Annotated in this window: 15 protein-coding genes; 3 read left to right on the top strand and 12 right to left on the bottom strand. The window is 61.5% G+C overall.

All coding sequences use genetic code 11. The features are described from left to right. Positions 1–31: 31 nt before the first annotated feature. The 3 genes from Q4S41_RS18450 to Q4S41_RS18440 form a co-directional block, all read right to left on the bottom strand. On the bottom strand, positions 32–844 hold the full coding sequence (locus tag Q4S41_RS18450; protein ID WP_305032609.1) for a DUF4145 domain-containing protein: 813 nt from the start codon (positions 842–844) through the stop codon (positions 32–34). A 169-nt stretch (positions 845–1,013) separates the two neighbouring features. Next, the gene (locus Q4S41_RS18445) at positions 1,014–1,424 is read right to left on the bottom strand and encodes a hypothetical protein (RefSeq protein WP_305032608.1); all 411 of its coding nucleotides are present in this window, start codon (positions 1,422–1,424) and stop codon (positions 1,014–1,016) included. A gap of 48 nt (positions 1,425–1,472) precedes the next feature. Next, a complete protein-coding gene (locus Q4S41_RS18440) occupies positions 1,473–2,438 on the bottom strand; it encodes a hypothetical protein (protein ID WP_305032607.1) in 966 nt (321 codons plus the stop codon). Positions 2,439–2,503: 65 nt separating this feature from the next. On the opposite strand from Q4S41_RS18440, the gene Q4S41_RS18435 reads away from it, so the two are divergent. Together Q4S41_RS18435 and Q4S41_RS18430 are read left to right on the top strand one after the other, a co-directional pair. Continuing rightward, positions 2,504–3,097, top strand: coding sequence for a HupE/UreJ family protein (locus Q4S41_RS18435; RefSeq protein ID WP_305032606.1), 594 nt, complete (start codon positions 2,504–2,506; stop codon positions 3,095–3,097). 177 nt (positions 3,098–3,274) lie between these two features. Next, on the top strand, positions 3,275–5,638 hold the full coding sequence (locus tag Q4S41_RS18430; RefSeq protein ID WP_305032605.1) for a M1 family metallopeptidase: 2,364 nt from the start codon (positions 3,275–3,277) through the stop codon (positions 5,636–5,638). Positions 5,639–5,853: 215 nt separating this feature from the next. Here Q4S41_RS18430 and Q4S41_RS18425 read toward each other — a convergent pair whose 3' ends face one another. The 9 genes from Q4S41_RS18425 to Q4S41_RS18385 all read right to left on the bottom strand — a co-directional run bounded on the left by Q4S41_RS18425 (position 5,854) and on the right by Q4S41_RS18385 (position 16,579). Then, entirely contained in the window at positions 5,854–6,516 is a 663-nt protein-coding gene (locus tag Q4S41_RS18425) for a cytochrome b/b6 domain-containing protein (protein ID WP_305032604.1), read from the bottom strand. Positions 6,517–6,540: 24 nt separating this feature from the next. Then, complete coding sequence (locus Q4S41_RS18420; protein ID WP_305032603.1) at positions 6,541–7,779, bottom strand: pyridoxal phosphate-dependent aminotransferase; 1,239 nt, start codon at positions 7,777–7,779, stop codon at positions 6,541–6,543. A 79-nt stretch (positions 7,780–7,858) separates the two neighbouring features. After that, a complete protein-coding gene (locus Q4S41_RS18415) occupies positions 7,859–8,830 on the bottom strand; it encodes an N-acetylmuramoyl-L-alanine amidase (RefSeq protein WP_305032602.1) in 972 nt (323 codons plus the stop codon). Positions 8,831–8,893: 63 nt separating this feature from the next. Further along, on the bottom strand, positions 8,894–9,643 hold the full coding sequence (locus Q4S41_RS18410; RefSeq protein ID WP_305032601.1) for a hypothetical protein: 750 nt from the start codon (positions 9,641–9,643) through the stop codon (positions 8,894–8,896). A 160-nt stretch (positions 9,644–9,803) separates the two neighbouring features. Further along, positions 9,804–10,571, bottom strand: a complete 768-nt coding sequence (locus Q4S41_RS18405) for a hypothetical protein (protein WP_305032600.1) — start codon at positions 10,569–10,571, stop codon at positions 9,804–9,806. Between the two features lie 254 nt (positions 10,572–10,825). Further along, a complete protein-coding gene (gene rny, locus Q4S41_RS18400) occupies positions 10,826–12,514 on the bottom strand; it encodes a ribonuclease Y (RefSeq protein WP_305032599.1) in 1,689 nt (562 codons plus the stop codon). A 131-nt stretch (positions 12,515–12,645) separates the two neighbouring features. Further along, positions 12,646–12,939: a cell division protein ZapA gene (locus Q4S41_RS18395; RefSeq protein ID WP_190922794.1), complete on the bottom strand. Its 294-nt coding sequence runs from the start codon at positions 12,937–12,939 to the stop codon at positions 12,646–12,648. A 39-nt stretch (positions 12,940–12,978) separates the two neighbouring features. After that, positions 12,979–13,275: a hypothetical protein gene (locus Q4S41_RS18390; RefSeq protein ID WP_243519355.1), complete on the bottom strand. Its 297-nt coding sequence runs from the start codon at positions 13,273–13,275 to the stop codon at positions 12,979–12,981. Between the two features lie 277 nt (positions 13,276–13,552). After that, entirely contained in the window at positions 13,553–16,579 is a 3,027-nt protein-coding gene (locus tag Q4S41_RS18385) for a M16 family metallopeptidase (protein WP_369811327.1), read from the bottom strand. A 344-nt stretch (positions 16,580–16,923) separates the two neighbouring features. Between Q4S41_RS18385 and Q4S41_RS18380 the strand changes: the two genes are divergently transcribed. After that, positions 16,924–18,627 carry a sensor histidine kinase gene (locus Q4S41_RS18380; protein ID WP_305032598.1) on the top strand — a complete coding sequence of 568 codons (1,704 nt, stop codon included), beginning with the start codon at positions 16,924–16,926 and terminating at the stop codon, positions 18,625–18,627. The last annotated feature ends 31 nt before the right edge of the window (positions 18,628–18,658 follow it).

Below are 18,658 nucleotides of genomic sequence, written 5' to 3'. Positions count from 1 at the left end.
GCCCCGTCAGCGTCGTGCTGGCGGGGCTTCTTTATTTGATATGTTTTGTACTGAATAGAGGGCGCTTGAGAGGGCCTTTGCTTTTAATATATTCTTTGCTGAGTTTATAAATTCTCAAATGTTCTTTGTCATATAGTAATTCCAGAACATGAGAAAGGATTTCTAATCCATCTAAAATATCATTCTGTTGTAGAACGACATTCGAATGACTGCCAGAATTTCCAATCCATTTGATTGCCATTAGAAGCTCAGCTGATTTTTGCTCCTGAGCAGTTTTTCCTCTTTTGCCGAATAGTTCGATACGGGCGTGTAAAGTGTATTCTCTTCTTTTGCGTTTCTTGTCGATGTATGTCTTTGTTACTTTCTTATCATCAACAATAAGCTCTATTACTCTTCTGATTTTGTTGCCGCAGGAAGATTTATCGTGCCAGAATACACTGAATACTTCTGTAACTGCTGCTGCTATTTGCTTGGGCACATCTTTGCTCACCCGGAAAAGAGGGACAGCAGGTACGAAAAACAGAGGGTATAAAACCTCCGTATTATAATGGCTTTGCATTTCCTCATCTAAATCGTAGAAATCCTCTACAGCCATCCGACCAGAAACAACTACTTGCTCTTTGCACCTGACATTAGAGCATTTTAGGAGCCCACAAAATATCCCTTCTATCCAATCAGGCTCCCAGTTATCGTTGGCGCGTTCATATTTCGATTGAATCGATTCAAAAGATTTGAAATTTGATTTGTCTCCTTTGAGTGATTCTTTGCCACAGTATGGGCAAAACCATTCAGGGATACTTCCAACAGTAATGGGGGACTGTAACGACTCGCGATTTAGTTTCATTTGCAAGGAAATAAGACCTTTCGTCAAATATAGAGCTTACGACGCCCTAACCGTATCAAATAGAAACGCCCGCTACTCCCGCCGCGGCGGCCACGGCGGCGGGGCCCAACGACCACAAAAAGCCCCGCTGGCACTGTGCCAGCGGGGCTTTTTCGATTCGGCGAGAGAATTAATTCGTGAAGTATTTTGCGTTTTTCAGGCGGCGCTGCACGTAGTGCGGCAGGCCCTTTCCGGCCTCTAAGGCACTGATGGCTGCGGCTTCGCGGCTGGCGCTGAAGCGCACGAGCTTGCCCACGCCAATACCGGCCGGCACGCCGCCAAGGGCCAGAATGCCTACGGCCGTACTGCTACCGTCACCGGAGGTTTTGCCACTGGCCGCGGCGCCCGCAATGCGCCCGGTGAAGGCCGCGCCGATAACTGCCCAGACGATGCCACCGGTACGGTGCTTGCTGAACAGGCGGTGGACCGCCTGCGCCGTATCGGCGCGCGATAAAGTAGTGGTGGGAACCACCGGCTGTTGGGCGAGGGCCGGGAAAGCCAGGCCCAGGCATAAGCCGATGGATAGTACTTGTTTTTGCATTGGAAGTAGGTGGGGAGGTGTTGAGAACAAAGGGCGGGCACGGCGGCCTTAGCGGCGCCGGGCGGCCCGGCGCTCCAGGCGTTCGCGGTATTTGCGGCCGGCGGCCAGGTGCTGAGGCTTGAGCCGGGCGCGGATGCCGGGCGGCAGCGGGGTGCCGGCCAGGTAGCTGGCGCGCAGGGCGCTGAATTTCTGGTCGGAGTAAGGGGCGTTGTGCACAAACATGTAGGTCACGCCGCCGGCCATCAGCAGCAGGCCGGCCGCCACTTGCCCGCCAGACGGGTCGCTGCTTTGCGTCTGCACGTAGGGCGAGGGCGACGACGAACCGGTTTTGGTAGCACCTGTCATCAGGCGCAAGCCGGGCAAGGCCAGCAGAATGGGCAGCTGCCCGGCCAAGCGCTTGGCGTTGAAATAGCCTTGCACGGCATCCAGCGTATCTTGCTGGGCATCGGCCAGGGCCTGGGCCGGAACCGGGGCAGGCGCCGCGGCGGGCTGCCCGGCGGCTGGCAGGGTGGAGGACGGCGCGGCAGCCGGGACGGGCGAACTCCCCGGTGCGGGGGCTGGGCTGGTGTCGGCAATGGGGTCGGGGGCCGAGGCGGTGCCGTGCAGCGGCGCGAAGTTGCCGCGCAGGCGGCGGCGCACGTCGGCCGGGAGGTGGCCGGTGGCGGCCAAATCGCGCAGCACGCGGTGCTCGCGCCCCCAGCCAAACTGGATGAGCTTCTTGAGGCCCAGCACCGACAGCCCCGAGCCGATGACCACGCCTGGCGTCCAGACGCCGGCGCTGGTGGCCTGCTGGGCCGGGATAATGGAGGCCGCCATGCCCGCCCCGCCAAATGCCAGCCAGCCAAACCCGCCGCCGCGCCGGCTCTGAAACAGCTCGTGCACGGCGCGGGCGGTGTCCTGCCGGGAGAGGGGAACGTGCGCGAAATTGCTCATCGGGGCCGGCGCGGTTTGGGCCGTCGCGCCCCGGTAGGTTATTAGAATTAGCAGCAGAAGCAGAAGGTAGCGGTGCTTCATAAAAGAAAGATGAGGATAAATTTCTCGCTAAGTTACCGGACTTTTGCGCGGCTTTGCATCTCTCCATGTCCGTTTTTCAAACCTATCTGCAGCTCGGCTTTCTGCACATCTGCACGCCGCGCGCAGCCGACCACCTCACGTTCTTGCTGGCGCTGTGCGCCCCTTACGTGCTAAACGACTGGCGGCGCGTGCTGGCGCTGGTCACGAGCTTCACGGTGGGGCACTCACTCACGCTGGCGCTGGCCACGCTGGGGTTGGTCAGCTTCCGGCCCGCCATTATTGAGGCGCTGATTCCGGTTACCATCATCGTAACGGCGCTGTGGAACCTGCGCGGCGCGGGCCGCCTCATCACGCGGCGCGCGCCCATGCTGGCCGCCGCGCCCAACGGGCTGGCGCTGGGCTTTGGCTTGATTCACGGGCTGGGGTTCTCGAACTACCTGCGGGCGCTGCTGGGGCCCAACAGCCGGCCGGTGGAAGAGCTGTTTGCCTTCAACGTGGGCGTGGAACTGGGCCAGCTGCTGATTGTGAGCGCCATTCTGCTGCTGGGGGCGGTGCTGCTGGGCAGCCTGCGCGTGGCCCGCCGCGACTGGCTGCTCACCACCAGCGGCGCGGCGCTGGGCATTGCTACGGTGCTGCTGGCGCAACAGCTGTGGCCGTAGGGGCGCAAGGCACGAATTGGAAAATTGGAAAGAAGAACGTCATGCTGAGCGAAGCCGAAGCATGACGTTCCTTATTCAGGCTTGCCGCTTTTCATCCGCCTCTTCGCAACCTTGGCGTAACTTTAGCGACTTTCTCGGCTTTCGCTTTTTCTGATTTTTCTCACCTACGTTCATTCCATGCGTCGTTTTCTATTCGCCGGGCTGGTGCTGGCGGTGGCGGGCCAACTGCCGGCCGCCGCGCAAACCACCAATTCCGGAACCGACAAATTCGCGCAGCTCGAAACGATGCTGCCCACGCCCAACTCCTACCGCACCGCCAGCGGCGCGCCCGGCCCCGACTACTGGCAGCAGCGCGCCGACTACGACATCAAAGTCACCCTCGATGACGCCAAACAGGCCATCACGGGCCGCGAAACCATCACCTACACCAACCTCTCACCCGATGCGCTGCCCTACCTCTGGGTGCAGCTCGACCAGAACATTCTCGACAAAAACTCCATCACGACGGCCACGCAGGTGGGCCAGCTGCAGGACAAGATGTCGTTTCAGGGCCTGGAAAGCATGCTCTCGGATTTCGATGGCGGCTTTAAGATTGAAAGCGTGACCGGCAAGGACGGCCGCGCCCTACACACCGTGACCAACCACACGATGATGCGTGTGGACCTGCCCGCGCCGCTGCAGCCGCGCCAGTCGGTGTCCTTCAATGTGAAGTGGCACTACAACATCAACGACCAGCTGAAAATCAACGAGCGCAGCGGCTACGAGTACTTCCCGCAGGACAAGAACTACCTGTATGAGATTGCGCAGTTCTATCCGCGCATGGCCGTGTATTCCGACAACCAGGGCTGGCAGCACAAGCAGTTTCTGGGCAATGGCGAGTTCACGCTGCCCTTCGGTGATTACAAGGTGAGCATCACCGCGCCGGCCGACCACGTGGTGGGCGCCACCGGCACGCTGCAAAACGCCGCCCAGGTGCTCTCCGCCACCCAAATGAAGCGCTGGGAGCAAGCCAAAACCGCCACCAAGCCCGTGCTCATGGTGACCCAGGACGAGGCCGTGAAGGCCGAAGCCAGCCGCGCCACCGGCACCAAAACCTGGACCTACGTGGCCAAAAACGTGCGCGACTTCGCCTGGGCCAGCTCGCGTAAGTTCATCTGGGACGCCATGCAGATTAAGCAAAACGGCAAGCCCGTGATGTGCATGAGCTACTACCCCAAGGAAGGCAACCCGCTCTGGGGCCAGTACTCGACGCAGGTGGTGGCCCACACCATCAAAACCTACTCGAAATTCACGATTCCTTACGCCTACCCGGTGGCCATTTCGGTGCACGGCCCGGTGGGCGGCATGGAGTACCCGATGCTGTGCTTCAACGGCGGCCGGCCCCAGAAGGACGGCACCTACTCGGCCCAAGTGAAATACGGGATGATTTCGGTGATTATCCACGAAGTGGGCCACAATTTCTTCCCTATGATTATCAACTCCGACGAGCGGCAGTGGACGTGGATGGACGAGGGCCTGAACTCCTTCGTGCAGTTCCTCACCGAGCAGGAGTGGGAGCGCAACTACCCCAGCCGCCGCGGCGAGCCGCGTAACATTGCCGCCTACATGGCCACCGACAACAGCCTGCAGTCGCCGATTATGATTAACTCGGAGTCGGCGCTGCAGTTCGGCAACAACGCCTACGGTAAGCCCGCCACGGCCCTCAACATCCTGCGCGAAACGGTGATGGGCCGCGAGCTGTTCGACTACGCTTTCAAGACCTACGCCCAGCGCTGGGCCTACAAGCACCCCACGCCGGCCGACTTCTTCCGCACCATGGAAGACGCCTCGGCGGTGGACCTGGACTGGTTCTGGCGCGGCTGGTTCTATACCACCGAGCACACCGATTTGGCCCTCGAATCGGTGAAATCCTACAACGCCAGCACCCTCAATCCGCAGGTCGAAAATGCCCGCCTGCAGCAGCAGCGCGCCGCCGCACCGCAGTCCATCACGGCCCAGCGCAACGCCACCGACATCCCCAAAACCCTGGTGGATGAAAAGCCCGAGCTGAAGGATTTCTACAACAGCTACGACCCGTTGGCCGTGACGCCCGCCGACCAGCAGCGCTACACCGCGATGCTTAGTAACCTCACGCCCGAGCAGCAGCAGCGCCTCAACGATTCGCAGACCAACTTCTACGAACTGAGCTTCCGCAACGTGGGCGGCCTCGTGATGCCCATCGTGCTGCAAATGACCTACGCCGACAACTCGCAGGAAATCCAGACCATCCCGGCCGAAATCTGGCGTAAAAACAACGCCCAGGTTTCAAAAGTCATCGTGACCAAGAAGCCCGTTATCAGCTTCGTCATCGACCCCTTCCAGCAAACGGCCGACACGGACTTGAGCAACAACGCCTTCCCGCGCCAGCCCGCCGCCTCGCGCTTCGAACTGTTCGAGCAGCAGCGCCCGCAAACCCCGCCCAACCCCATGCAGCAGCAAACCAGCCGCACCACCAGCCCTATGCAAAAGCTGGAGCAGAAGCCGGTAGGCAGCGGACAATAAAAGAAAGAGGCGCTTGTCATTGCGAGGGCGAAGCCCGTGGCAATCCGTCCTCTCAAAATTAGACACGACCTTTAACGAGAAAGCCCCGACACTGCGCAGTGTCGGGGCTTTTTAATTAGGCTTTAGCTTCGCTGACCTTCGGTTGTCACAACTCAAGGCTGGTCGCGAATGAGAGGACGGATTGCCGCGCTTCGCTCGCAATGACAGGCGAGCGGTTACGCCGCCTTGGCCTTCTTCGCCTCGCCGCCCACCATGCGCGAAATCAGCCCATGGTCCTCACTGATTTCAGCCCACACCACGCCCACTACGTGAATGAGGATGAAGCCGATGATGAGGAACATAGTCACGTTGTGAATTTCTTCGGCGGTGTGATGAATGCCTTTCAGCCACGACACGTCTTCAAACACCAGGATAAGGCCGGTGCACACCATGATGGTGATGAAAAGATAGAATAGGGCGTAGGTGGTTTTGGCAAACAGAATTTTGCCGGCCTTGCCCTTCTCAGCGGGCGGGGCCAAGCGGTAGCGGCGCAGGATTTCCATCAGCCGGGCTGAGAAACGCAGCTCCGAAGGGCCCGTCAGCTGCAGGCCCAGCCGGAACACCCACAGGGCTATGATGGTCCAGCCGAAATAGATGTGCCAGGCCCAAATCCGCTCGCTGATGATGTGGGCCAGCTCGCGCGCCTGCGGTACCGAAACCTCTTTGCCCGACGACTGCAGCTCCGGTACCGCCGTTTTGGCCCGCACAATAACCTTCTGAAACAGAATGGTCATCAGTTGCAGGCTGATGAGCGTGGCATTGGCCCAGTGCCAGAACCGCAGCGTGCCGCGGTAATCTTTGGTGGGTACTTCGACGGCGGGGGCAATGCTGGTGTCCATTCGGAATTAAAAAGGGATTAAAAACTAAGAAGCAGTGGCAGCTTCTACGAAGGCGGCGGGCGCTGGTTGGGTGCGGCCGGGGTATTCGAGCAGCGCCTGCTCCAGGCAGTCGAAGGCCGCCGCCAAATCCGTCCGGTTGATGACGTAGGCCAGGCGCACTTCCTGCCGGCCCAGGCCCGGCGTCTGGTAGAAACCATTGGCAGGCGAGAGCATCAGCGTCTGGTTATCGAGCGTGAATTCTTCCAGCAGCCACTGGCCGAATTTCTGGGCGTCGTCCACGGGCAGGCGGGCCACTACGTAGAAGGCGCCGCCGGGTACGGGGCAGGTCACGCCGGGCATGGCGCGTAGGCGCGATACCGTGAGGTCGCGCCGGGCCTGGTACTCGGCGCGGGTGCCGTCGAAGTAGGCGGCGGGTAGGTCGGCGGCGGCTTCGGCGGCCAGCATTTCGAGCACCGGTGGGCACACCCGCATCTGGCCGAAATGGAAGGCCGCCAGCCACACGTCGGGGTTGCGCGTGACGAGCGCGCCGATGCGGGCCCCGCAGGCGCTGTAGCGCTTCGAAATCGTGTCGACCATCACCACGTGCTGCTCGCCGCCGGCCAGGCTCAGGGCGCTGGTGGCCTGGGCGCCGTCGTAACAGTATTCGCGGTAGGCCTCGTCGGAAATTAAAAACAAATTATGCGCTTTGCAGAGGGCCAGTAGCGCCTCCAACTCGTCGCGCCGGTACACATAGCCGGTGGGGTTGCTGGGGTTGCAGACGAGGATGGCGCGGGTGCGCTCCGTAATCACAGCCTCAAAATCGGCCAGCGGCGGCAGGGCAAACCCGTCTTCGATGTGGGCCGTGACGGCCACAATATGCACGCCGGCCGCAATGGCAAAGGCCGTGTAGGTACCGTAGAACGGCTCGGCTATAATCACCTCATCGCCGGGGTTGAGGCAGGTGAGCATGGCGAAGTGAATGGCTTCGCTGCCCGCCGTTGTCACCATTATGTCCTCGAAGTGGGCCGGGATGCCGGCGCGCTGGTAGTAGGTTTCCAGCTTGCGGCGGTAGCTGTCGGTGCCCGCGCCGGGCGCGTAGCCCAGCACTTCGATGTCGGCATGGCGCACGGCGTCCAGCATTTCGGGCGGCGTCAGCACGTCGGGCTGGCCAATGTTGAGGGGGTAGACAATTTTGCCCTGCTGACGGGCGGCTTCGGCATACGGCAGCAGCTTGCGAAACGGCGAAACGGGCATTTCCTGCCCGCGCTTGGATACTTCTGGCATACAATCAATTTAAACCCCCGGCCCGCGCGGCCCCAGCCGCCGAACCCCTCTGCCGGCTAATATAGCGGCCACCGGCCACCTACAAGCACTTCTTATACAGATTATATAGAATCCGGTTGTCGGCCTCGGTCAGCGGCCCGCCCACGTTCTGCTGAATAAAATGCAGCTTGAAGGCCCGAATGGCCGCCGGCAAATCCTTGGTATCATAGCCGATAATGCGCAGGGCATCTTTTGGATTGAAGGTGATAATCGGGCTGTTGAGCCGGGCCAGCTGGGCGTCAACTTTGCTGGTATCAGCTGGCAGCGGCTGGGCGGCCGGCGCCGCTTCTTCCGGGGCTGGGAGGGCGGGGGTAAGCAGGCGGCTGGCCAGCGCCGCCGCGCTGTCGGCCACGAAGGGGCTGGGCAGCGGCCCGGCATCGTACCACAGGCCGAAGCCATTATCGGCTAGTCGCTTCCACGGAAAGAAGGCGCTGGGGTCGTTTTTGCGGGTCGGAGCAATGTCGGCGTGGCCCACGAAGTTGGCAGTGGGGATGCCGTAGGCTTTTTTCAGCCCGCTCAGCACCCGCAACAGGCTGGCCACCTGCGGCTCCGAAAACGGCTCGGTGCCGTTGTTATCCAGCTCGATGCCGATGGAGGAGGAGTTAATGTCCGTCGTGTTGCCCCACTTGGCCGCGCCGCCGTGCCAAGCGCGCAGGTAGTCGTTCAGCATGTGGAACACGCGCCCATCGCGCCCAATCACGTAGTGCGCGCTCACCTGCGTGCGCGGCAGCGTGAAGGTTTTGAGCGTCTGGGCCGTGGAGTCCTGCGCCGTATGGTGGATGATGACGTAGTTGGGCTTGCGCAGGTTGAAGTTGGTGGTGCCCACCCAGTAGGCGCCCTGCAGCAGGCTGTCGGCGCCGGGCGTGGGCACAGGCGTGGCGCGCAGGGCCTTGGCGTAGGCCTTCACCTGGGCTTTGTACGATTTGTTGGTGGCGGCGTAGGGGTTGCGCTGGGCGGCGCAGGCGGCCAGAGCGGCGGCGCAGGCCAGGCCCAGGCAGGAGCGAAAGGTCATACAAACAGCTTAGTCTCAACCGAAGAATAGGGCAGAAGCCCAAATTTCGGCAAAATTCGGCGTTTAACGGCCTTCGCCAGCAGGCTGGGCCTTTCGGAACAGGCAATGCGGAAAAATAGTGATGCCAATGGTGGTGTAGCCACGGCCCTGCTTCAGGTCGCGCACCCCTTGGTCGTAAGAAATGCTTGTATCGCCCTCGTTGTAGCCAAACGTAGCCGAGGTGCCCCAGGCCGCCTGAAGCTGTACCGGGCGGTTTTCCGTCGGCCCATCGCCCAGGCGCACCCGGAAGTAAACCATCGGTTCGCTGCGGGTCATGCGGTTCAGGTCGATGGGCACGGCCTGATTGGTTAGCGTCGTAAAATTTACCTGCGTAATCCGGTAAGCAGCCCCAAAGGATACCGCCTCGTTGGCCTGGAAAGTGCCGTACACCTCCCCAAATATTTTGTTGTAGCGGGCGTCGTATACATAGTGGGTGGAAGGGAAAATAATGCCCGGCCGGTTGAAGGCCGCGGTGCTGCGCGCCTGCCCAAAGCCGCCCAGCCCGCCTACCAGCCACCGGTTGCCAAGCGGCCAGTAAGTGCCCGCGCCAAATTCGTACTGGTGCCCGCGGTAGTAGGTTGTGTCCTTGGTGTCGTCGCGCAGGTTGCTGTAGGCGGCCCGCACCAGCAGGTGCCGCACTGGCGAGTAGTTGGCCGCTATATCGAAGCGGCCGTTGAGGTAGCTGCTGGCCGTGACTTCGCCCTGCTTTTTATCGGTAATCTGCGGCGCGGCGCACTGCATGGGCATGTACACCACGCAACTAGATAGCAGCAAGGAGCAAATGGCTAAAACAAGAGTAAAAGCAGGCTTCATAGAAAGTGCAAAGAAATGATAACGGAGCTTTCGATAGTTAACTTACGGGCTTGTGCCTGCCATCCAGGGTTAGAGAATCTGGCGCCGCCAGCTGGCCGCTGTGCCATCCGCCGCATCTAATTTAAGGCGCGACGGCAGCTGTGGAACGGGCACTGGCCGGACAGTACGCCACCCCCACATACGCCCGCAGCGGCGCCCGCCCGAAAGCCGCCTCATTGCTGATGTTGGTGAGCGCCACGTCCCAGCTGCCGCCTGCCTGCCATTGCAGCCGGCGCCACAACGGCTGCTGCACCAGCACTGACGCCTGCAGGTAGTATTGCGAAGCCCGCGGCAGGGCCACACCATTCAGCGCCAGCGAGCTGAAGCGGGCTTGCGTCACGCGCAGGCTCGCGCCGTATTCTTTTGCGGGCCGATTTACATCGGGCCACCGGGCCGTTACCTGGGCAAACCGCGTGTTGTAATAGCCCAGCAGCTCAGGCACCGGCTGATATTTACCCCTGCCCCCAGTGCTGCCGAAAGTCGCCCCCACTGCAAGGCCGCCAAGCAAGTCCGGCGACGTGAAGCGGCCATAGCGGTAGCTGCGGCCCTGGCCCGCGCCCACGGCGGCGCTTAGCCAGGTGTGGCCCACCGTCAGGTAGCCGCCCAGCCCGGCTTCGTACTGCCGGTTCCGAACGTAGTTGTTGGAGCTGTCGCGCTGGGTGTTGTAGGCGTGCAACCCGCCGGCGCCCAGCACCAGCACGTGCGGCAGCGGCGAGGCCACTGCCAGTACCTGCCCGCCGTACGGAAACTGCCAGTTGGCCGCGGCGGCCACGTCGCCGGGCTTGCGCACTGCCGGCAGCGTCCCCAGCATCGGCTGGTACAGGGTGCAACTGCTGACTGCAATAGACAAAAGCCCTGAGTAAACGTGGCGCATGAGGCGGTGAGTAAGAAAACGAACACCGCTAAGTAGGCCAGTCCTCAGCTGCTTCGCAATTTAATAATCAACAGAAAAGGACATCCGTTTAAGCACAGTTTTGGCCATGAAAGAGCTGCTGCATGCTGCCGGAGTGCTTTTGGGAATGAATTGTCAGACTTTAGAAAAGAAACGGCCCCGCCAAATCAATGGCGGGGCCGTTTCAATCAGCACGGCGGTACAGCTACCGGCTACTTGGCATACGCCACGGCGCGCATCTCCCGAATCACGGTGATTTTAATCTGGCCGGGGTACTGCATTTCCTTCTCGATTTTTTGCGAAATTTCGAAGCTCAGCTCAGCGGCGCGCTCGTCGGTCACGTTCTCGGCGTCTACCATCACGCGCAGCTCGCGGCCGGCCTGGATGGCGAAGCACTGGTTCACGCCCTTGAAGCCGTTGGCGGTTTCTTCCAGCTGCTTGAGGCGCTTGATGTAGCTTTCCATCATCTCGCGGCGGGCGCCGGGGCGCGAGCCCGAAATGGCGTCGCAGGCCTGCACCAGCGGCGAAATCATGGCCGTCATCTCAATCTCGTCGTGGTGCGCCCCGATGGCGTTCACCACGTCGGGGTGTTCTTTCCACTTCTTGGCCATCTCCATGCCCAGAATGGCGTGGGGCAGCTCGGGCTCCTCGGTGCTCACCTTGCCAATATCGTGCAGCAGGCCGGCGCGCTTGGCTTTCTTCACGTCAAGGCCCATCTCGGCGGCCATGGTGGCGCAAAGGTTGGCCACTTCGCGGCTGTGCTGCAGCAGGTTCTGGCCATAGGAAGAGCGGAAACGCATCCGGCCCACCATCTTAATCAGCTCCGGGTGCAGGCCGTGAATGCCGAGGTCGATGATGGTTTTCTCGCCGATTTCAACGATTTCCTCCTCGATGTTCTTGCGGGTTTTGGCCACAATTTCCTCCACGCGGGCCGGGTGAATGCGGCCGTCCTTCACCAGCAAGTGCAGCGAGAGGCGGGCAATTTCGCGCCGCACCGGGTCGAAGCCCGAGATGATGATGGCCTCCGGCGTGTCATCTACGATAATTTCAACGCCCGTCGCCGCTTCCAGCGCGCGGATGTTGCGGCCCTCGCGGCCGATGATTTTGCCTTTCACGTCGTCGCTTTCAATATTGAAAATCGACACGCAGTTTTCAATGGCGTGCTCCGAAGCCGTGCGCTGAATGGTTTCGAGCACAATTTTCTTGGCGTCCTTGGTGGCCGTCAGCTTGGCCTGGGCCACGGTGTCTTTCACGTAGGAGCTGGCCTGAATCTGGGCTTCGTTCTTGAGCGATTCCACCAATTGCTCGCGGGCTTCGGCGGCGGTCAGGTTGGCAATGGTTTCGAGTTGGCGCTGCACGCTGTGCAACTGCTCTTCGGCTTCGTGCTGCTTGGTTTCCAGTTCGGCCATGGCCTCCTCGTGGTCGAGGCGGCGCTTTTCGGCTTGGGCTTCCAGCTTGTCACGCAACTGCTGGGTGTCGGTCTGGTTTTTCTCGCGCTGGCGCTCCAGGTCGGCTTCCTTCTTTTGCAGCTGCTCGAGCTGGCGCTGGGTGGTTTCGGTGAGCATCTTGATGCTCTGCTCTTGCTCCACCACGCCCTGGCGGCGCTGGGTCAGCTCATTGTCCAGCTCGGTTTTGAGGCGCTTGCTCTCCTGGTCAAACTCGTTGCGCAGGCTCTTGAACTTGTTCTTGCTCTGCTCCAGGCGCTCATCGGCCTGCTTGATTTTCTCATCACGAAGGCGGTTGCCCTTCTCCTCGGCCTCGCGGAGGATTTGCTGGGCGCGGGCCTGGGCCTCGCCTTCGTGGTCGAGCCGGGCTTTGCCGGCCAGCTGTCTACCCACCACGATGCCCGCCACGAGGGCGACCACAGCGGTCAGTATACAGTATAATATGATGGATGACATGTAATTATGGTTTTTGGGGTGGGTGAAAAACCATAACCAGGTAGAACAGAAGTGCCCGGGCTAGGCGGAAGCGGCCGATTGCCGCGCCGCCCAACCGGGCCAACGAGTGTGTGGGTGCCAGGCGGGCTAACTCAGCCCGCCAGCACCACGCCTGAAAGCAGCTCGTCGAAACGAGCCAGCCGTTCGGTCAGCGCCGCATCGGTGCCATCCTTTTCCTTGCTCACTTTCAATTGGTCGGCCATCGTAGCCAGCGCTACCATGGCCAGCAAGTCCTGCTTGTCCTGAATGCCGTAGCCTTCCCGGAATTCGCGTAGCTTGTCGCCCAGCAGCCGTCCGGCCAGGCGCAGCCGTTCCTCATCCTGCACGTCTACGCGCATGGGATAGTCCCGGTCAGCAATACGAATTTTAATGGCTAGTTCGCTCATACGGCGGAAGTTACGGCGGGGGAGGGGAGGGTCAGTGGGTTAGTCTCTCAAATAGGCAAGACACTTGTCCAGTTCGCGGATGTATTCGTTGAGGCGTAGTTTAAGTTCGTTGGCGTGGGTGGGTTCCCCAGCTATGGTGTGTACAAGTTTAACAATATTTTCCTGGTTTTGGCGCTCCTTGAGTTGGCGGTCCTTCTCGCGCACGTCGGCCTTGAGCTGCTGAATGGTGGTGGTGGCATCGGCCATTTCCTCGCGCAGTTCCTGATAGGCAGCCACTAAGGTGGTAATCTGCCGCTCCAGGCGGTCGAGTTGCGCAAGCTGTTGGGAGGAGGCCACGGTCGAGTAAATTTTTGCGTGAAGATAAAGCGGCAAGCCGAAAGCTACGCTTTACCCCGCGCTTGCTCGCAGCTTGTATCTCAGGCAGCTTTGGTTTTAGAAGTATAACAGTTCAAATGGTTGTAGGGATAAAAGAAAAACGTCATGCTGAGCGAAGTCGAAGCATCTCTACCGCGCAAGTAAATAATTACCATTGCAGTAGAGATGCTTCGACTTCGCTCAGCATGACGTTCTTCTAGTCGTTGTCAGCAACGTTGCCAACGACCAACGGCCCGTTTTACGACTTGGCCTTCTTGGTTTTCACCTTCAGCTTGCCGCCGTCTTCGGTTTTCTCCTTGGTTTTGTCGTCGGTGGCGGGCATCGGCATCGACATCTGGCCCTGCATTGTTGCGGGCATCTTTTGCATTTCAGCCGCCGCTACGGGCTTGCCTTCCAGGTCGAGCTGCACCACGGGGTAGCCCAGGGCCTGCAGCGAGGGCAGCTGCTTCTCGTCGCCCACTACCACGATGTACATTTTATCGGCCGGCAGGTACTGCTTGGCGATGGCCTGCACGTCTTCCTTCTTCAGGTTTTTCAGGATTTCGGTCTGCTGGTTCACGTAGGTCGGCTCGAGGTTGTACTCCACGAGGCGCGAGAGGAACCCGGCTTTCTGCTGGCCGGTTTCGTAGCGAAGGGCATCGCTCTGGCCGATGGACGACTGCGTGAACGCCAGTTCCTCGTCCGAGATACCGTTCGGGTAGTTCTTAATTTCGCTCATGAACTCCTTCACCGAAGCGGCCGTGGCGTCGGCGCGCACGCCGGCCTGGGCCGTGAACGGACCTGCGTAGCGCGTGCCGGCAAAGCCCGAGCGGGCGCCGTAGGTGTAGCCTTTGTTCTCGCGCAGGTTCAAGTTGATGCGCGAGTTGAAGGCGCTGCCGAGCACGTAGTTGGCTAGGCCAGCTTTGTAGTACGTGCCGGTGGCGTCGTACTTCAGGTCGGTGAGGTAGCCCACGCGGATTTCGGACTGGGCCGCGCCCGGCTTGTTCACGAAGTACACCGTGGTTTTGTCGGGTTGCACGCCGGCCATGTCGGTCGGGATGGTCACGTCCTTCTTGGCCCAGTTTTTCAGGAAGCCAAGCTGCGGGTCCAGCGCGGTCTGGTCCACATCGCCCACGGCCACGAGGTAGCTCACGTTGGGGGCGTAATAGGTGTTGTAGAAGCTCTTCACGTCGTCGAGCGTGAGGCTGCTCACCGAGGCGGTGGTGCCGGCCACGGGCGTGCCCACGATGTTGCCGGTGCCGTAAAGCAGGCGGTTGTACGTCTGGTCGGCGATGACGGCGGGCTGGTTGACGAAGTTGGCAATGCTTTCCAGCTGCTGCTTTTTCACACGGGCAAAATCGGCCGCGTCGAAGCGCGGGTGCAGCAGGCGCTGCTCCAGCAGGGCCATGGTGGCGGGCAGGTTCTTGGTCAGGCTCTGCACGTACACGGTGGTTTCGTTGTCGCCGGCATTCACCGACACCGTCGAGCCCAGCTTATCGAGCGCGGCCGTAAACTGTTCGCCGGTGTACTTCTCCGAGCCTTCGTTCAGCATGCTGGCCGTGAGTTGGGCAATGCCCGCCTTGCCGGGCATGGCCTGCTCGAGGCGGTGGCCGCCGCGGATGGTGAGGCGCATGGTCACGGACGGAATCTCGGTGTTCTTCGTGCCCACCACTTTCAGGCCGTTGGGTAGGGTTTCCTGATACAGCGCGGGCACTTTCACCACCGGGTTGGCGCCGGAAGCGGGCTGCTTGCTGCGGTCGAAATTGTCGGTGGCCTTCACGTACTTCAGGCCGGCGTAGCCGTAGTCGGGGGCTTTGTAGCCCGCCTTGTCGATGGTGTAGTTGTCGGGCTTGGCCGCCGCTACGCCGCCGGTTTTAGGCAGCACGCTCAGAATCACAGCCTTTTTGCCTTTCACGTACTTGTCATACACGCGCTGCACGTCGGCCTTGGTGAGGGCGCGCAGCTCCTTCAGCTCAACGGTGAGGTAGTTGGGGTTGTTGAAGTAGGTCTGGTTGGCGGCGAGCTGGCTCACCTTGCCCTGCACGCTGGCCAGGCCGTTGATGACCTGCGCCTCGCTCTGGGCCTTGAAGCGCTGCACGTCGTCGTCGCTCACGCCGCGCTTCTCAAACTCTTTCAGCGTGTTGCGAATGATGACCTCCGTGCTGTCGAGGGTTTTGCCGGGGAAGGGCAGGGCCACAAAATCGAGGAAGCCGCCCAGCTCCGAATTCTGCTGGTAGGCCTGGGCCTGCACGGTTTTTTGGGTTTTCACCAGGTTTTTGTAGAGCAGCGACGTTTTGCCGCCGCCGATGACTTCGGCCAGCGCGTCGAGGGCCACGGCGTCGGGATGGCCGTTGGGCACCGTCGGAAACACCATTTGCAGCATCGGGAAGCGCACGTTGTCGGTGTAGCTCACGTAGCGGTCCTGGGTCAGCACCGGAGCGGGCAGCTTCTGCACCGGCACGGCCGGGCCGCGCTTGATGGAGCCGAAGTATTTCTCGGCCAGCTTCACCACTTCGGCGGGCTTCACGTCGCCGCCCACGGTCAGGGTGGCGTTGTTGGGACCGTACCAGCGCAGGAAGAAGTTCTTCAGGTCGTCCACGTTCGAGCGGTCGAGGTCCTCAAGGTAGCCGATGGTGAGCCAGGAGTAGGGGTGGCCGTAGGGGTACAGCGTTTTCGAGATGTACTCGCTGGCGAGGCCGTAGGGGCGGTTGTCGTAGTTCTGGCCGCGCTCATTTTTCACGGTCGAGCGCTGGATTTCGAATTTCTTCTGGCTCACGGCGTCGAGCAGGAAGCCCATGCGGTCGGCTTCGAGCCACAGGCCGGTTTCGAGCTGGTTGCTGGGCAGCGTTTCGAAGTAGTTGGTGCGGTCTTGGTTGGTGCTGCCGTTCAGGGTGCCGCCGGCGGCCGTCACCAGCTTGAAGTGCTGCTGGTCGCCCACGTGGTCGGAGCCCTGGAACATCATGTGCTCAAAGAAGTGAGCAAAGCCCGACTTGCCAATCTGCTCGCGGGCCGAACCCACATGGTAGGTCACGTCGACGTGCACCAGCGGGTCGGAGTGGTCCTCGGTCACCACGAGCGTGAGGCCGTTGGGCAGCACGTACTTCTCGTAAGGAATCACCACCTGGCCGGGTTGTTTGGTTACTTTCTCGATGAGCTTGGTGCCGCCGGGCGTGGTCATCAGGGCCGCGGTTTTGGCGGCTGGGGCCTTGGCAGCCGGCTTCTGCTGGGCAAAGCTGGCCGTGGTGAGCAGGGCCAGGCCCAGGGTTGACAGAAAACGAAGGTTCATTCTTGGAGGAAAAGGTGAAGAAGTTAGAATTGAGCGTAGTAAATCAGGCCGCAACTTACGGCGCGGATAGCAAATGCGCCGACCTGCAGCCCTACAGTCGGGTTTATCGAAATAACCTGGCGCGGATTACAAATCCCCCCTATTATATGTTCCCACTGAGGGCGCCGTTCGGTTCCAACATATTGATGCGGCAACGCCCTGCCGCACCCGGCCGCTATAAAATTATGGCGTGGCCCCCTGCCGCCCGCCCCGCTGCGCCCACCCGGCCGGAGCGGTAGCGCGTTTGCCATTACCTTTCACTGACAAGAGCCTCACCGGCCTATTAAATCACCGCTTCACTGGTTATGACGGCACAGGAACTGTTTAAAGGCGGGGGAGAGATGGGCGCCCAAATCCGGGCGCTTGACTGGTCGCAGACGCTGCTCGGGCCCGTCGCTACCTGGCCGCAGAGCCTGATAACGGCCGTCAACATCATGCTGGGCTCGCGCTTTCCAATGATGGTGCACTGGGGCCCCGAACTCGTGCATTTCTACAACGACGGCTATGCCGCCATTCTGCAGGCCAAGCACCCCGGCGCGCTGGGCCAGCCAGCCGAGCCGTGGTGGCGCGAGATGTGGCCTTTTTTGCTCGACATCTTCCGGCCGGTGCTGGCCGGCGAAACCACTTATTTCGAAAACGGCCTGGTGCTGCCCGACCGCCAGGGCTTTGTGGAAGAAGCTTACTTCACGTTCTCGCACAGCCCGATTTACGACGAAACCGGCCAGGTGGGCGGTGTCTTCGTCACGGCCCTCGAAACCACCACCACGGTGTTGCAGCAGCGCCGGCTGGCCCTGCTCAGCCACCTCACCTCCCAAACGGCCATGTCGGCCCTGCCCGCCGAGGCCGCGCAGCACATCATCGCTGCCCTGGCCACCGACGCCGAGGACATTCCCTTTGCCCTGCTCTACGCCCACGAGCCGGGCGCCGCGCACGCGCAACTGCGGGCCTGGTTTGGCCTGCCCGCCGGCGAACCCACTGCGCCCGCGGCCCTGCCCGTGCCCCCCAACGCGCCCAACCACATGGGCTGGCCGGTGGCCGAAGCCCTGCGCCTGGGCGAGCCGCTGCTGGTCGAAAGCCTGCCCGAGCGGTTTGGGGCGTGGCCGGCCGGCGACTGGCCCGCGCCGCCCACCCGCGCGCTGCTGCTGCCGCTGCTGGTGGCCGCGGGCAGCCGCACCGCCTCGGTGCTAATTGTGGGCCTGAGCGCCCGGCGCCCGCTCGACGACGCTTACCGGGCCTTCTTCGCGCTGGTGGCCGACTACGCCGGCCGGGCCCTGGCGCGGGCCACCACCATTCACGAGGCGCAGCGGCTGAACCAAGCCCTGCGCGAGGTCAATACCTCGCTCGATTCCTTCGTGCACATCGTGGCCCACGACCTGAAAGGCCCCGCCAACAACCTGCAGCGCCTGCTGGAAGTGTACCAGGAAGAAGCGCCCGGCGCCGACCGTGACCACATCGTGACGCTGATTGAAACCGAGGTGCAGCGCCTCACCGGCACCATTCAGGGCCTGCTGCAAATGCTACACACCCAGCACGGGGCCGCCGCCAGCCCGCCCGAAACCGTAGCGCTGGCCGATGTATACGCCACCGTGCAGGCCGAAGTAGCCGACCTGCTTTTCCAGCAGCAGGGCCAGCTCACGGCCGATTTTGCGGCCGCGCCCACCGTGCATTACCCCCGCATCTACCTCGAAAGCATTCTGAAAAACCTGGTCAGCAACGCCCTGAAATACCACGCCCCCGGCCGGGTGCCCGCCGTGGAGGTGCGCAGCCAGCGGAATGGCGCGGCCGTGGTGCTCACCGTGGCCGACAACGGACGCGGCATCGATTTGGCCCGGGACCGGGAGCGCCTGTTTCAGCCCTTCACCCGCCTCACGGCCGAGGGCGAAGGCGCCGGCCTGGGCCTGCACATGATTCAGGCCATTGTGCAGCAGCGCGGCGGCTCGCTCGAAGTGAGCAGCACACCCGGCGAGGGAACGGTATTTGCCGTGGTGCTGCCCGAAACGGCTGCCTAGCGCGTAGCGTGGACTCTGCGAGTCCGCGCAT

Origin of the sequence: Hymenobacter convexus, assembly GCF_030580955.1 — a bacterium.
GTDB lineage: Bacteria > Bacteroidota > Bacteroidia > Cytophagales > Hymenobacteraceae > Hymenobacter.
This window is presented reverse-complemented; position numbering and strand designations above follow the sequence as displayed.